This window comes from Bradyrhizobium sp. USDA 4506 (assembly GCF_054058795.1).
The window spans coordinates 7756677-7771246 of the sequence record NZ_JBSSBM010000002.1; the positions used below are offsets into that span (position 1 = coordinate 7756677).

The window sequence follows — 14570 nt, forward strand, 5'->3', positions numbered from 1 at the left end:
AGGAATTATTGCCTGAAACTTGGCGTTTTCGCAAATCTGTCGGCCGATGTGCCCTGGCACCGCTTGAGTTGCGCCGCCGCCGCCGATACGGTCCCTCGCTCGCCAGATGGCGTCTGGGGCATTTCCCCTCAAATCCGGATAAAACCCCAAGAGACTCAAGGACAAAAGGGAAGGCCGGCCCGTGCCGATGATCTACAAAATCACCCCCGCTTCGGCCTGGCGCGAGGCTGAGCGGCAGGGCGTGTACCGGGGCAGTGCCGACGACAAACGCGACGGCTTCATCCATTTTTCCACCGCCTCCCAGGTGGCCGAGACCGCGCGCAAGCACTACCACGGGCAAACCGGCCTGTTCCTGGTCGCGGTCGATGCCGATGCGCTGGGCGATGCCCTGCGCTGGGAGCCGTCGCGCAATGACGAGCTGTTCCCGCATCTCTATGGCGAACTCGACCTCGGCGCGGTCACCGAGATCCTCGACCTGCGCGCGCGCTCCGACGGTGGCCACGACGTTCCGGAGCTCAAGCCGTGATCCGTGCCTTCGACGCCTTTTCGCTGCCGCTGCTGCGTTGGTTCGATCCCGAGGATGCCCATCGCATGGCGATCCAGGGCCTGAAGCTGCTGCCGCCGATCCGGCAGCGGCCGGATGACCCCAAGCTCGCGGTGCGCGCCTTCGGACTCAACTTTCCAAACCCGATCGGCATGGCGGCGGGTTTCGACAAGAGTGCGGAGGCGCCCGACGCGCTGCTGCGGCTCGGCTTCGGCTTTGTCGAGATCGGCTCGGTGACGCCGAAGCCGCAAGGCGGCAACCCGCGGCCGCGGCTGTTTCGCCTGGAGCGCGACGAGGCCGTCATCAACCGCATGGGCTTCAACAATGACGGTGCGGAGGCCGTGCTGCGGCGGCTCGCCGCGCGCGCCAGCGCCGGCGGCATCGTCGGGGTCAATGTCGGGGCCAACAAGGATTCGCCCGACCGCGCAGCCGATTATGTGAAGCTGATCGAGACGTTTGCGCCGGTCGCGAGCTATTTCACCGTCAATGTCTCCTCGCCGAACACGCCCGGCCTGCGCAATCTGCAGCAATCGGCGGCGCTCGACGATCTGCTGGCGCGGGTCATCGATACCCGCGAGCGCGTGCGCAAGAACGCCGGCGACTCGCCGGTCCTGCTCAAGATCGCGCCGGATCTGAGTCTGGCCGAGCTCGACGACGTCGTGCACATCGCCCGCTCGCGGCGTGTCGACGGCATGATCGTCGCCAACACCACGCTGGCGCGGCCTTCGACCTTGCGCGAGGAAAATCGCGCCAAGGAGCAGGGCGGCCTGTCGGGCCGTCCGCTGTTCCGGCTGTCGACGCGAATGGTGGCCGAGACCTATGTCCGCGTCGAAGGCGCGTTTCCGCTGATCGGCGTCGGCGGCATCGACAGCGGCGGCGCCGCACTGACCAAGATCCGCGCCGGGGCCAGCCTGATCCAGCTCTATTCCTCGCTGGTCTACAAGGGCCTCGGCCTCGTCGACGACATCAAGCGCGATCTGTCCTCGACCCTGCTGCGCACCGGCCGCGACTCGCTGTCGGAAATCGTCGGCGCCGATGCTGCGACGATTACGGCCGAGGACTGGCCGGTGAGGTAGGTACCCGTAGCCCGGATGAAGCGAAGCGCAATCCGGGACAGTCTCGCTGCGGATGCAGACCCCGGATTTCGCTTCGCTGCATCCGGGCTACGGACTTACGCCGTCTTGAACGTCTTCCGCAGCAGCGCCGGATAGCGCAGGCCCTGCAGGCCGCCGCGCGCGACGTAGAAGCCGAGCAGCGCGATCCACAGGCCGGTGTTGCCGAACGAGCTGAGCGCCCACCAGGTGGCGAGGAAGATCGCAAGCGAGGCCAGCATCAGATTGCGCATCTCGCGCGCCCAGGTGGCGCCGACATAGATGCCGTCGAAGCCGAACGCGAACACGCCGGGCAGGGGTGCCAGGATCACGAACGGCAGGAACTCGCGCGCATAGCGGCGCACGTCGTCGCTGGTCGTCATCAGATTGATCAGCGCCGGTCCGAACAGCGCGAACAGCACCGACACCGCCAGCGCAAAGCCGATCCCCCACAGCAGCACCAGCCGGGTCGAATCGGAAAAGCCGCGTGGATCGCGCGCGCCGAATGCGCGGCCGCACAGCTGTTGCGCGGCATTGGCGAGACCGTCGAGGAAGAAGGCGCTGACCAGCAGGAAATTGTTCAGCACCGAATTCGCCGCCAGCGTCACGTCGCCTTCGCGCGCGCCCTTGGCGGTGAAAAACAGGAACACGACGATCAGCGCCGCGGTGCGGACCATGATGTCGCGATTGACCGCCAGCATGCGCATCAGCTTGGCGCGGTCGAACAGCGTCGCCGCGGGAACGGCGAAGCCGCCTTGCGAGATCTGCCACGCCACCACGATGCCGGCGGCGAAACCGGCGGTCTCGGCGAGCACGGCGGCGATCGCGGCACCGGCAATGCCGGCGCCGTAGACCTGCACCAGCAGCACGGTCGCGGCCATGTTGATCAAATTGATCACGATCTGCAGCGCCAGCGCCAGATTGGCGCGGGCCTGGCCGACCAGCCAGCCGAGGATGACGTAATTGGCGAGCGCCAGCGGCGCCGACCAGATCCGGATCATGAAATAGGCTTTGGCCGCGCGCGTGACGCCTTCGCTGCCGCCCATCAGCTGGAACGTGACCGCGGCGAGCGGCACCTGCAGCGCGATCAGCGCCGCGCCGATCAGGCCGGCGACGATGAAGCCGCGCACCAGGATGGCGGCATATTCCTTGATCTCGCCGGCGCCCTGCGCCTGTGCGGTGAAGGCCAGCGTGCTCATGCGCAGGAAGGCGAACAGCCAGAACAGGCAGTCGAAGATCACCGAGGCCATCGCCACGCCGCCGAGCAGCGCGGCGTCGTCGAGGCGGCCGATCGCGGTGGTCGAGACGATGCCGATCAGCGGCGTGGTCAGGTTGGCGACCATCGCGGGGCCGGCGATGGCGAACACCTGACGCGTCGTGATCTTCGGGTGGATGGGTGCGTGCATGGCTACAATTGCAAGGAATATCCGTTTCTATCGCGACATCCGTCGCGCGACCATGCCGGAATTGTTCTCAGAGCAATGCGATGGCGGAAGATCGGCGGGCAAGGCATTGCTTGGTCAGAGCGCCACGACCATGCCGTCGCTCGCCGCCGTGTAGGGCAAATCGTCGATGCGGCCGAGCATGTCGTCGCTCATATGGGTCAGCACCACGCGCCTGGCGTTGATGGCGGGCAAATGCGCTTCCAGCGTCTTCAGGCTGAGATGGTTCTTGACCATCTTGTCGTAGGTATAGGCTTCGGCGATGAAGAGGTCGGCGTCCTGCGCCGCCGGGATCAGCGCGTCGGTCCATTCGGTGTCGGCGCTGTAGCTGATGATGCGGCCTTCCGCCTCGACGCGGTACGCGAGGAACGGCCCGCCGGACTCGCCATGCACGACAGGGTAGGGCGTCACGGTCACCTCGCCGAAGCTGCGCGTTTCGCGCGGCGCCAGCGTAACGACGGATAGATCGAAGCGTTGTTTGGTTTTGGAGGAATGCTCGAACATCACCTCCATCACCGCAGGCAGTTTCGTTTCGATGCCTTCGGGCCCTGCGATCACCAGCGGCCGGGTGCGGCGGGAGAACTGCGCGTCGAGCAGGAAGAACGGCAGGCCGGCAAAATGGTCGCCATGGAAATGCGTGATCAGGATCAGGTCGATCGCGTCGCGGTCGATCTCGAGCCGCTTCATCGCCGGCAGCGATGAGGCACCGCAATCGATCAGGAAATTGCTGCGCGCACCGCTGACGTGGAAACAGGTGTTGAAGCGGCCGCCGGAGCCGAATGCATCGCCGCAGCCGACAAATCGCAATTGCATCGGCTGCGAACTCCCTGAGATCAGCGGCCGCGCGGCGCGCCGAACAGCCGCGACAACAGCCAGATCGGAATCACGATGACGGCGCCGAGCAGGAAGTAGCGCCAGGCCCAGTTGATCGCATCGAAGCCGAAATCCCAGATGCTCTGGAACAGCCTGCGGATGCTGTTGAGGATGTTCCATGGATCGAGGCCGATCGCGGCGAGCACGACACCGACCAGAATCGACAGCAAAATCAACCGGAACGCCACAGAGAGCGGCGATCCGCCGAGAAAGCGGTACAGGCCGTCACTCCGGCCGGCCGGCAAGTCCCGGATGTCGTTTGGCATTGCTGTCTCCAATAGCGTTTTCGCGCGAAGTGGGCACCGGTTCGCGTGAAGAAAACGCGTCAAAACAAAACCTAGACCTCGATTCTGATCCCATCAGAACCGAGGTCTAACGGAATCGCCCGCATTATAGGTCACGGCGGTGCACATGGGAAACCCGCGCGCCGCGATCAATGGCTGCCATGCACGCTTGGGATTTAACTTCCTGTCATGGAGATTAACATCCGTTCAAGCGTCTCCAGCCGGTCGGCTTCGCGCGGCGGCTTGTCCCAGCGCAAGCGGCTGATCCGGGGAAAGCGCATCGCGACGCCGGATTTGTGCCGCGGCGAGCGCTGCAAGCCCTCGAAGGCGACCTCCAGCACCAGCCCCTGATCAGGCTCATGCACGACATGGCGCACCGGGCCGAACTTCTCGGTGGTGTTGCGGCGGACGAAGCGGTCGATCTGCAACAGCTCCTCGTCGGTGAAGCCGAAATAGGACTTGCCGACCGGCACCAGCTCGTCGCCGGCATCACCACGGGTCCAGACCCCGAACGTATAGTCGGAGTAATAGGACGAGCGCTTGCCGTGGCCGCGCTGGGCATACATCAGCACGGCGTCGATGATGTGCGGATCGCGCTTCCACTTCCACCACGGGCCCTTCGGCCGTCCAGGCAGATAGGGCGCGTCGCGCCGCTTCAGCATCACGCCTTCGACCGCGTCGGCATCGTCGCCGGCGCCGGCGCTCTTGGGATCGGCGCGCGCCGCGGCCAGCTCTTCCCAGCTCGCGAACGGGACGGTTGGCGACAGATCGATGCGCGGATCATTCAGCTTGGCGACGAAGCCTTCGAGATGCGCGCGACGTTCGGTGAAGGGCAGCTCGCGCAAATCGCTCTCGTCGTCGCCGAGCAGGTCGTAGGCGCGCAGATGGATCGGAAATTCCTTGATCAGCTTCGGCGAAACGACTTTGCGGTTCAGTCGCTGCTGCAACACGTTGAAGGTCTGCACGCGGCCGTCGCGCAGCACCAGCAACTCGCCGTCGATCGCGCCGGGCAGATGCAGCGACGGCACGAGATCCGGAAAGCTGCCGGTGATGTCCTCGCCGGTGCGCGAATAGAGCCGCGCCTGGACGTGCCCGCGCGCATCGCGGCCAGACACCGCCTGCACCCGGATGCCGTCCCATTTCCATTCCGCGCTGAAATCGGCGGCGTCGAGATTGGCGAAATCGCCATCCTCGATCGCATGCGCCAGCATCACCGGGCGGAACGGCGCCGGGTCGCGGTTGACCGGTTTGTCGCCGCGGCCCTCGAGCCAGGCGAACAGGTCGAGATAGGGCGGCGACAGGCCCGGCCACAGCAACTCGATCTCGTGCGGGTCCTTCGTCCCGAGCGCCGCCGCCGCGGTCTTCGCCAGCCGCGCCGAGATCCCGATCCGCATCGCGCCGGTGACGAGCTTCAAGAGCGCCCAGCGCCCGGTCTCGTCGAGCTCGTCCAGCCAGCGCGCCAGCTGCGCCGGCAGCTCGGCCTTGCCGAGCGTGCGCAGCGTGATGACGACATCAGTCAGCGTCGGGGGAGGCGGGTTGTTGTGGCCCGGCAGCTCCGCCTTCGGCCACATCAGCGCGACCGTCTCCGAGAGGTCGCCGACGTAATCATAGGAGTAGCCGAACAGCACCGGGTCGGCGCGTTCGGTGATCAGGTCGCGGATCAGGCCGGGCTTGGCGTGCTTGAACGACAGCGCGCCGGTCAGCGCCGCCAGCGCGTAGCCGCGGTCGGGGTCCTCGGTCTCGCGGAAATAGGCGACCAGCAGCTTGATCTTGTTGTTGCGGCCGGGCTCGTAGGCGAGGCGGTCGAGCAGCTCGGCAAAACGGTTCATGTTTCCGCCTCGCCGGCGGGCTGGGCCTCGCCGGTCAGTGCGGCCGTCTCGCCTTCATCCTCGTCGCCATAGCCGACCAGGTCGAGCGGCCGCGCGGCAAGGCCCCTGGTCTTGCACCAATGCACCAGCGCATCTTCCTGGCCGTGGGTGACCCAGATCTCGCCGGCGCCAGTGGCGGCGATCGTCGCCGTCAGCCCGTCCCAATCGGCATGATCCGAGATCACCAGCGGCAGCTCGACACCGCCCTGGCGGGCCCGGGCGCGAACGCGCATCCAGCCCGAGGCGAATGCGGTGACTGGATCGGGAAAGCGGCGCGTCCAGACATCGGATGTCGCGCTTGGCGGTGCCAGCGTGATGGTGCCGGCAAGCTCAGCCTTCTTCATGCCGCGCGCGGGCCGGAGCTCGCCGAGCGCAATGCCGCGCTCCTGATAGTAATAGGTGATCTTCTCCATCGCGCCATGCAGATAGATCGGCGCGTCGTAGCCGGCCTCGCGCAGCAGCGCGATCACGCGCTGCGCTTTGCCGAGCGAATAGGCGCCGACCAGATGCGCGCGCTCCGGGAACAGTTTGACCGAGGCCAGCAGCTTGTTTACTTCGCCGGCGGCATCGCCATGGCGGAACACCGGCAATCCAAACGTCGCCTCTGATATGAAGACGTCGCAGGGCACCAGCTCGAACGGCGCGCAGGTCGGGTCGCGCGCATCCTTGTAGTCGCCGGAGGCGACGATGCGGGTGTCCTTGCAGGTGACCGATATCTGGGCGGAGCCCAGCACATGACCGGCGGGATGAAACGTCACCGTGACGTCGCCGAGCCTGATCTCCTCGCCATAGGCGATCGCCTGCACAGAGCCGGCGAAGTTCTCGCCGTAGCGCAGCCGCATCATGTCGAGCGTTTCCTGGGTCGCGAGCACAGCGCCGTGGCCCGCCCGCGCATGGTCGGAATGGCCATGGGTGATCAGTGCCCGCTCGACCGGCCTGACAGGATCGATGTGGAAGCCGCCCGGCTTGCAGCAAAGCCCGGCCGGGACGGGCATCAGGATGTCTTGCGGGCGCATCGCCCCTATATAGGCGCTCGATCCGCGATGTTTAGCCGGATCCGCGGGCTTGACCCGTGCATCCATCTCCGGAAAAAGTCCGTGCTTTGATGGATGGCCGGACCCGGCCGAGATTGGTTCCTTAAAGCGAATGGCCCCCCGCCTGTTTCTGTCCTCCGGCGATCTCGTCGCCGACCGCCGCTACGAGTTCGCGCGCGACCTGCAATTGAAGGGCGATCTGCCGGCTGCCGCCGAGCTGCTCGAACAGGCAATCGAGCTTGTGCCGAAATTCCCGTCGGCCTGGTACACGCTGGGCAAGATCCGCCTGGAGCTCGGTCAGCGCGAGGCCGCGATCGCAGCGTTCCGCGGCGCGCGCGACGCCGATCCCGAAGACCGGCATGGCGCCGGCCTTCACCTGATGCAGCTCGGCGTCGAGGCCGTCAGTTCGATGCCGCCGGGCTATGTGCAGACGCTGTTCGATCAATATGCGCCGCGCTTCGAGGCCGCGCTGGTCGGCGATCTCGGCTATCGCGGCCCGGCGCTGCTGTTCAAGGCGGTGCTGTCGGTGCGTGCGGGCGCAAAGAAACCGGCCTTCTTCAAGCGTGCGATCGATCTCGGCTGCGGCACCGGGCTGGCGGCCGGCGCATTCGCCCGGCATGTCGATCGCTTCATCGGCATCGACCTGTCGCCGCGCATGATCGACAAGGCGCGCGCCACCGGCCTTTATGCCGAGCTCGAGGTCGACGACATGTTGAAGGCCGTTTCGGCCAGGCGCGAGGCCAGCGCCGAATTGATCCTGGCCGCGGATGCAATGGTCTATGTCGCCGATCTCGCGCCGGTGCTCGCCGAGGCCAGCCGTGTGCTGGTGGCGGGCGGCGTGCTCGCCTTCACGGCCGAGACCCATGACGGCGAAGGCGTCATCATCGGCGAGGGACTGCGCTACGCCCACAGTGCAGCTTACGTGCGCGACTCCGTCGCTGCCGCGGGACTGACGCTGGCCCAGCTCGACGATCTCTCGGCGCGCAATGAAGACAATATTCCGGCACCCGGACTCGTCGCCGTCGCCGTGAAGCCGTGACGCACCCTCTCCCCCTGTGGGAGAGGGTCGCTTCGCGCAGCGAAGCTGGGTGAGGGGTCTGCCTCCGCGGATAGAGACCCCTCATCCGGCTCGCATCTTCGATGCGAGCCACCTTCTCCCACAAGGGGAGAAGGGAAAAGTCATTCACGTTACGCACCCAAACTTGAGTCTACACGCTACGCATTTGCCGTGACGCGGCATTGCGCCGCAAAGCTGTGACTTCGCGCTTGCCCGGCGCAAGGCGGAATGCGAGAGCTTTTCGCCTCAGGGAGAGAAATAATGAAAAAGCATACACGGCGCGAGTTCGGCGCCACCGCATTGTCTGTGATCGCCGCGTCCGTGCTGCCCGCGCCTTTCGTCCGGGCCGCCGACAAGAAGTACGATCCGGGTGCGAGCGACACCGAGATCAAGCTCGGCCAGACCGTGCCGCATTCCGGCCCCGGCTCGCTCTATGGTGTGCTCGGCCGCGTCGGCGAAGCCTATTTCCAGATGCTGAACGACAAGGGCGGCATCAACGGCCGCAAGGTGAAATTCCTCACCATGGACGACGCCTACAGCGCGCCGAAATGCGTCGAGGCGACGCGCCGTCTGGTCGAACAGGAGGAGGTGCTGGCGCTCTATGGCTCGCTCGGCACCGCGCCGCAGACCTCCGTGCACAAATATCTCAATTCCAAGGGCGTTCCCCAACTGCTGTTGAACACCGGCGCCTCGAAGTGGAACGATCCGAAGAATTTCAAATGGACCATGGCGGGCCTGCCGCTCTATCCGACCGAGGCACGCGTTCTCGCCAAGCACGTCGTCAGCGTGAAGCCGAACGCCAAGGTCGGCATCCTCTACCAGAACGATGATTTCGGCCGCGACTTCCTCGGGCCGTTCAAGAAGGTGCTGGCCGATGCCGGCGGCAAGGCACAGGTGATCATGGAGCAGACCTACGATCTCACCGATCCGACGGTCGATTCGCAGCTCATCAATCTCTCGAAGTCGGGCGCCGACGTCTTCTACAACATCACCACCGGCAAGGCGACGTCGCAGTCGATCCGCAAGGTGACCGAGCTCGGCTGGAAGCCGCTGCAATTGCTGTCGGCGGGCTCGACCGGTCGCTCGATCCTGAGCGCCGCGGGCCTCGAGAACGCCAAGGACATCGTCGCGATCCGCTATAACAAGGAAGTCGGCGTGCCGCGCTACGAGAAGGATCCGGACGTGATCGCGTTCGAGGAGCTGCGCAAGAAGTACCTGCCGAACATCGACCCCGATAACACCATCGCCTTCGCCGGCTACGGCCAGGCGGCGACGATGGGCGAAATCCTGCGCCGCTGCGGCGACGTCCTGACCCGCGCCAACGTGCTGAAGCACGCCACGACGCTCGCCGGCTTCCACTCGCCCTATTTCCTTGATGGCATCAATTACAGCTACACGCCCGACGACTACACGCCGATGAAGACGCTCTACGTCTCGATCTTCAACGGCAAGGATTGGGACCTCTCCGGCCAGCCGATGACGGAGTAGTTGGGTAAGCTCCGCTCTCTCGTCTCCCTCGCCCCGCTCTCGCGGGGAGAGGGCGGGGTGAGGGGCTTCCCTCCGCGAGGCGGTGCGAGTTGTAAGACCTGTACCCCCTCACCCGGATCGCATCTGGCGATGCGACATAGCCGAAGCTTCGCTTCGGCGTTTCTTTGAACGGCCGCCAAGGGCGGCCTATGCCTCTCGCCGCAGGCGGGGCGAGGTGACATCCAGGCGCTTCGCAGCGCACGGAGCGCGCTGGTAGTCCTGCCACCTGCCGCCATTTCCGCTCCGCCCTCGACGAAGCCGCCTGAACCACCTACCTCTTGGGCGTGTCGACGCTCGATCTCTTTTCCGTTCCGCCGTCGGAAACGGCCGATCTCCTGCCGCGCCGGTTTCGCGACTGGTTCGCCTCACGCGGCTGGTCGCCGCGCGAGCATCAGCTCGCGCTGCTGGCGAAAGCGCGCGAGCAGTGCTCCGCGCTGCTGATCGCGCCCACCGGAGCGGGCAAGACGCTGGCGGGGTTCTTGCCGACACTGGTGGAGTTGAGTGGAGAGGGGCAGGGCAAGAACTCTTACCTCCCCCTGAAAGGGGGAGGTCGGCACGCTCGGGGGCGCACTAGCGCAACCGAGCGCGACGGGTGGGAGTCAGCCGCGGGCACGGAGCGAGCGGCTGACCTCCACCCCAACCCTCCCCCTTTCAGGGGGAGGGAGCCCGACGATCTCGCAAGCGACGAAATTGAATCGAAGACGGTTCGCCCAGCCCTTATCTCCACCGGCCGCGGTGTTCGCCGCAGCGGCGGGCTGCACACGCTTTACATCTCGCCGCTGAAAGCGCTCGCGGTCGATATCGCGCGCAATCTGGAGACGCCGGTCGCCGAGATGGGGCTGCCGATCAGGATCGAGACCCGCACCGGCGACACGCCGGTGTCGCGGCGGCAGCGGCAGCGGCGCTATCCGCCGGACATCCTGCTCACCACGCCGGAGCAGCTGGCGCTGCTGCTGGCATCCGACGACGCGCCGTTCCTGTTCTCTTCGCTGAAGCGCATCGTGCTCGACGAGCTGCATGCGCTCGTCACCTCCAAGCGCGGCGATCTATTGTCGCTCGGACTTGCGCGGCTCTGGACCATCGCGCCACAGATCCGCGCCATCGGCCTCTCGGCGACGGTCGCCGAGCCGGAGCAGCTCGCGCGCTTCCTGGTGCCGCAGCCCGGTGGCCAGAATGCATCCGCCGACGTCGTCACCGCCGGCGGCGCCGCACCGCCGGTGGTCGAGATGCTCGACACCAGGGAGCGGCTGCCGTGGTCCGGCCACAGCGCGCGCCATGCGCTGCCCGAGGTCTACGAACTGATCAAGCGCAACAAGACCACGCTGGTGTTCGTCAACACCCGCAGCCAGGCCGAGATGCTGTTCCAGGATCTCTGGCGCATGAATGACGACGGGCTGGCGATCGCGTTGCATCACGGCTCGCTCGACGTCGCGCAGCGCCGCAAGGTCGAGGACGCGATGGCCGCGGGAAAACTGCGCGGCGTGGTCTGCACCTCCTCGCTCGATCTCGGTGTCGACTGGGGCGATGTCGATCTCGTCATCAATATCGGCGCGCCGAAAGGTTCGTCGCGGCTGATGCAGCGGATCGGCCGCGCCAACCACCGCTTCGACGAGGCCTCGCGCGCCGTGCTGGTGCCGGCCAACCGCTTCGAGGTGCTGGAATGCCGTGTCGCGATCGACGCGATCGCCGAGAATGCGCAGGACACGCCGCCGCTGCGCTCGGGCGCGCTCGACGTGCTGGCCCAGCACGTGCTCGGCTGCGCCTGCGGCAAGCCGTTTCTGTCCGATGAACTCTATGATGAGGTCCGGACCGCAGCGCCCTATGCATCGCTCGCACGCACCGATTTCGACGATGTCGTCGATTTCGTCGCCACCGGCGGCTACGCACTGAAGACCTATGAGCGTTTCGCGCGCATCAAGCAGGACAAGCAGGGCCGCTGGCGCGTCACCAATCCCAAGGTGCGGCAGAGCTATCGTCTCAACGTCGGCACCATTGTCGAGGAGACCATGCTGAAGGTGCGGCTGGTGCGCTCGCGCGCCGGCGGTAGCGGATCGACCGGCGCGATCGCGCGCGGCGGCCGGATGCTCGGCGAGATCGAGGAGGTCTTCATCGAGGGCGTCGTGCCAGGCGACACTTTTGTCTTTGGCGGTGAGGTGGTGCGCTACGAGGCCTTGGTTGAAGACCAGGTCTATGTCTCCCGCACCAATGATAAAGATGCAAAAGTGCCGTCCTATATGGGCGGCAAGTTCCCACTCTCGACCTATCTCGCCGAACGCGTCCGCAAGCTGCTCGACAACAGCCGGGCCTGGAACGCGCTGCCGGACCAGGTGCACGACTGGCTGTCGCTGCAGCGAAAATTCTCGCGTGTGCCGGCGGTGCGCGAGCTATTGGTCGAGACCTTTCCGCGCGGCGGCAGCCATTATCTGGTCTGCTATCCCTTCGAGGGCCGGCTCGCGCATCAGACGCTCGGCATGCTGCTGACCCGCCGGCTGGAGCGCGCCCGCGCCCGTCCGCTCGGCTTCGTCGCCAACGAGTATGCGCTTGCGGTCTGGGGCGTCGGCGATCTCTCCTTCATGATCCGGCACGGCAAGCTCGATCTCAACGCGCTGTTCGATCCCGACATGCTCGGCGATGACCTCGAAGCGTGGCTTGCGGAATCCGCGCTGATGAAGCGGACCTTCCGCAACTGCGCCATCATCTCCGGGCTGATCGCGCGCCGCTTCACCGACGAGGAGAAGTCGCGCCGCCAGGTGCTGTTCTCGACCGACCTGATCTATGACGTTTTGCGAAAACATCAGGCCGATCACGTGCTGCTGCGTGCCGCGCGCGGCGATGCCGCCACGGGGCTGCTCGATCTTCGCCGCCTCAGCGACATGCTTTCGCGCATCCACGGCCGAATCACCCACAAGGATCTCGACCACGTTTCTCCGCTTGCCGTCCCCGCGCTGCTGGAAATCGGCCGCGAGTCAGTTTATGGCGAAGCATCCGACGAGCTTCTGGCCGAGGCGGCCGAGGAACTCGTGCGGGAGGCGACGACGTAACGCTGGTACTCTGGGGAACAGGACGTGACGGCAAGCGCGCTAGCTTTGCGAGACGGTGACGACATGCGCGTTTCGAGGGTCACGGTGGCAGATGTCGGCTTCGTGGCGGATTTCTCCGGCGCGCTGTTCTGGGAAGCGCAGCGCCTGCTCGTGGTCTCCGACCTGCATCTGGAAAAAGGCTCGAGCTTCGCCAGCCGCGGCGTGCTGCTGCCGCCCTACGACACGGTCGCGACACTGAGCCGGCTCGCCGCTGTCATCGCGCGGCACGATCCGCGGCAGGTGATCGCGCTCGGCGACAGCTTTCACGATCGCGATGCGCATGAACGCCTGTCCAATCCGGACCGCGAGGCGCTCGCGGCGTTGCAGCTGCGGCGCAACTGGATCTGGATCTCGGGCAATCACGATCCGGCGCTGCCGTCCGATCTCGGCGGCGTGGTCGCGACCGAAGTCGCGATCGGTCCGATCGTGTTCCGCCATGAGCCGACCGGCGCCGCCGGCGAGATCGCCGGACACCTGCACCCCAAGGCGCGGGTGCCGACCCGCGGCCGCTCGATCGAGCGCCGCTGCTTCGCCTGTGACGGCGAGCGCGCGGTGATGCCGGCGTTCGGCGCCTACACCGGCGGCCTGAGCATCCGCGATGGCGCGTTCACACGGATCTTCGGATCGCCCGGCTTCATGGCCCATGTGCTCGGCGACAACCGCGTCCACGCGTTCGTCGCGTCGCGGTGTTATTGAGGATCGCGGGCGCCTGCCACAGACTCAGTGTCGTCCCGGGCAAGCGAAGCGCGACCCGGGACCCATAACCACCGCTCTTCGAGATTGCGCAAAGCTGTGGCCCAGCGGGCATCACTACTGCATGCGGTGGTTATGGGTCCCTGCTTTCGTGTTTCGCAGGGACGACAGCAGAGATTGTTGCGCGACCTCGACCTAAGCCGCCTTCGCCTGCACGCTTTCGCAATACTCCGCGAGCCTGTCCGCCAGCCGGAGTGTCGCCGGGCTGGCTTCGGGGGCGGCGACGAGGGCGACCTCGGTGCGGTCGATCGGCGCAAAGCCGTCCTTTGCGGTCAGCACGCGATGCTCCGCCTGGATCGACATTTCCGACAGGATGCTGAGCCCGAGGCCCGCGGCGACCGCGGCCTGGATGCCGGCGAGGCTGGAGGAGGTGTAGGCCATATGCCAGTTGCGGCCGGCGCTCTCCAGCGCATGGATGGCGCGGGCGCGGTAGAGACAGCCCGAGGCGAAACCGATCAGCGGAACCGAGCCGGCCGTCGTATCGCGCGGGTGGCCCTTGCTGGTGACCCAGTGCACGCGTTCAGGCCAGACCGCGATGCCGCCCTTCTCATTGGCGGCGCGCTTGATCAGCGCCAGATCGAGATCGCCGCGTTCGAGATCGCGGTACAGGAACAAGCTCTGCCCGGAGCGCACGTCGAGCCGCAGATTCGGATGGCTGCGCGCGAAGGTGGCGAGCAGCTTTGTCAGCCGGTAGGCGGCAAAATCCTCGGTGATGCCAATCCGGATCGCGCCTTCGCTGCCGGGCCGCGAGAGCACGTCGCGGGCCTCTTCGGCGAGCGACAATAGCCGCCGCGCATAGGTCAACAGCCGCTCGCCGGCTTCCGTCGGGGTGACGTCCTTGCCGCTGCGGATCAGCAGCGGCTGGCCGACATCCTCCTCCAGGCGCTTGATCTGCTGGCTCACCGTCGACTGCGTGCGGTGGACGCGCTCTCCGGCGCGGGTGAAGCCGCCGGCATCGACCACCGAGACGAAACTGCGCAACAGCTCCAGGTCGAGCATCGCAGCCTCCATTTATAA

The 14570-nt window shown here is 66.2% G+C and carries 12 protein-coding genes; 6 read left to right on the top strand and 6 right to left on the bottom strand.

Annotation, left to right across the window (positions count from 1 at the left end):
* Positions 1 to 181 precede the first annotated feature (181 nt).
* Entirely contained in the window at positions 182 to 526 is a 345-nt protein-coding gene (locus ACVIHF_RS38605; RefSeq protein ID WP_456793560.1) for a DUF952 domain-containing protein, read from the top strand.
* Positions 523 to 1620, top strand: a complete 1098-nt coding sequence (locus tag ACVIHF_RS38610) for a quinone-dependent dihydroorotate dehydrogenase (protein WP_225160952.1) — start codon at positions 523 to 525, stop codon at positions 1618 to 1620. The genes ACVIHF_RS38605 and ACVIHF_RS38610 overlap by 4 nt, the downstream gene beginning before the upstream one ends.
* 95 nt (positions 1621 to 1715) lie before the next feature.
* Here the strand turns inward: ACVIHF_RS38610 and ACVIHF_RS38615 are convergent, their stop codons facing one another.
* The 5 genes from ACVIHF_RS38615 to ACVIHF_RS38635 form a co-directional block, all read right to left on the bottom strand.
* Positions 1716 to 3041, bottom strand: coding sequence for an MATE family efflux transporter (locus ACVIHF_RS38615; protein WP_225642145.1), 1326 nt, complete (start codon positions 3039 to 3041; stop codon positions 1716 to 1718).
* A gap of 114 nt (positions 3042 to 3155) precedes the next feature.
* Complete coding sequence (locus ACVIHF_RS38620) at positions 3156 to 3890, bottom strand: MBL fold metallo-hydrolase (RefSeq protein WP_225160954.1); 735 nt, start codon at positions 3888 to 3890, stop codon at positions 3156 to 3158.
* A gap of 20 nt (positions 3891 to 3910) precedes the next feature.
* Complete coding sequence (locus tag ACVIHF_RS38625) at positions 3911 to 4216, bottom strand: DUF6460 domain-containing protein (protein ID WP_028334595.1); 306 nt, start codon at positions 4214 to 4216, stop codon at positions 3911 to 3913.
* 194 nt (positions 4217 to 4410) lie between these two features.
* Positions 4411 to 6063 (bottom strand): cisplatin damage response ATP-dependent DNA ligase, encoded by a 1653-nt coding sequence (locus tag ACVIHF_RS38630; RefSeq protein ID WP_456793561.1) that lies wholly within the window; start codon positions 6061 to 6063, stop codon positions 4411 to 4413.
* On the bottom strand, positions 6060 to 7118 hold the full coding sequence (locus ACVIHF_RS38635) for a ligase-associated DNA damage response exonuclease (RefSeq protein WP_253625083.1): 1059 nt from the start codon (positions 7116 to 7118) through the stop codon (positions 6060 to 6062). The genes ACVIHF_RS38630 and ACVIHF_RS38635 overlap by 4 nt, the downstream gene beginning before the upstream one ends.
* A 130-nt stretch (positions 7119 to 7248) precedes the next feature.
* Between ACVIHF_RS38635 and ACVIHF_RS38640 the strand changes: the two genes are divergently transcribed.
* From ACVIHF_RS38640 to pdeM, 4 genes are all read left to right on the top strand, one after another.
* Positions 7249 to 8175, top strand: coding sequence for a methyltransferase domain-containing protein (locus ACVIHF_RS38640; RefSeq protein WP_456793562.1), 927 nt, complete (start codon positions 7249 to 7251; stop codon positions 8173 to 8175).
* A gap of 279 nt (positions 8176 to 8454) precedes the next feature.
* Positions 8455 to 9681 (top strand): ABC transporter substrate-binding protein, encoded by a 1227-nt coding sequence (locus tag ACVIHF_RS38645; protein WP_456793563.1) that lies wholly within the window; start codon positions 8455 to 8457, stop codon positions 9679 to 9681.
* 323 nt (positions 9682 to 10004) lie between these two features.
* A complete protein-coding gene (locus tag ACVIHF_RS38650; protein ID WP_456794165.1) occupies positions 10005 to 12761 on the top strand; it encodes a ligase-associated DNA damage response DEXH box helicase in 2757 nt (918 codons plus the stop codon).
* A gap of 63 nt (positions 12762 to 12824) precedes the next feature.
* Positions 12825 to 13496, top strand: coding sequence for a ligase-associated DNA damage response endonuclease PdeM (gene pdeM, locus ACVIHF_RS38655; protein WP_456793564.1), 672 nt, complete (start codon positions 12825 to 12827; stop codon positions 13494 to 13496).
* A 192-nt stretch (positions 13497 to 13688) separates the two neighbouring features.
* Here pdeM and ACVIHF_RS38660 read toward each other — a convergent pair whose 3' ends face one another.
* Positions 13689 to 14552 (bottom strand): LysR family transcriptional regulator, encoded by an 864-nt coding sequence (locus ACVIHF_RS38660; protein ID WP_253604790.1) that lies wholly within the window; start codon positions 14550 to 14552, stop codon positions 13689 to 13691.
* Between the last annotated feature and the right edge of the window lie 18 nt (positions 14553 to 14570).

Excerpts from the sequence above, each read along its gene's own strand:
- ACVIHF_RS38625 (WP_028334595.1), bottom strand. The coding sequence starts at position 4,216 with ATGCCAAACGACATCCGGGACTTGCCGGCCGGCCGGAGTGACGGCCTG.
- ACVIHF_RS38645 (WP_456793563.1), top strand. The coding sequence starts at position 8,455 with ATGAAAAAGCATACACGGCGCGAGTTCGGCGCCACCGCATTGTCTGTG.
- ACVIHF_RS38635 (WP_253625083.1), bottom strand. The coding sequence starts at position 7,118 with ATGCGCCCGCAAGACATCCTGATGCCCGTCCCGGCCGGGCTTTGCTGC.
- ACVIHF_RS38620 (WP_225160954.1), bottom strand. The coding sequence starts at position 3,890 with ATGCAATTGCGATTTGTCGGCTGCGGCGATGCATTCGGCTCCGGCGGC.
- ACVIHF_RS38615 (WP_225642145.1), bottom strand. The coding sequence starts at position 3,041 with ATGCACGCACCCATCCACCCGAAGATCACGACGCGTCAGGTGTTCGCC.
- ACVIHF_RS38660 (WP_253604790.1), bottom strand. The coding sequence starts at position 14,552 with ATGCTCGACCTGGAGCTGTTGCGCAGTTTCGTCTCGGTGGTCGATGCC.
- ACVIHF_RS38630 (WP_456793561.1), bottom strand. The coding sequence starts at position 6,063 with ATGAACCGTTTTGCCGAGCTGCTCGACCGCCTCGCCTACGAGCCCGGC.
- pdeM (WP_456793564.1), top strand. The coding sequence starts at position 12,825 with ATGCGCGTTTCGAGGGTCACGGTGGCAGATGTCGGCTTCGTGGCGGAT.
- ACVIHF_RS38640 (WP_456793562.1), top strand. The coding sequence starts at position 7,249 with ATGGCCCCCCGCCTGTTTCTGTCCTCCGGCGATCTCGTCGCCGACCGC.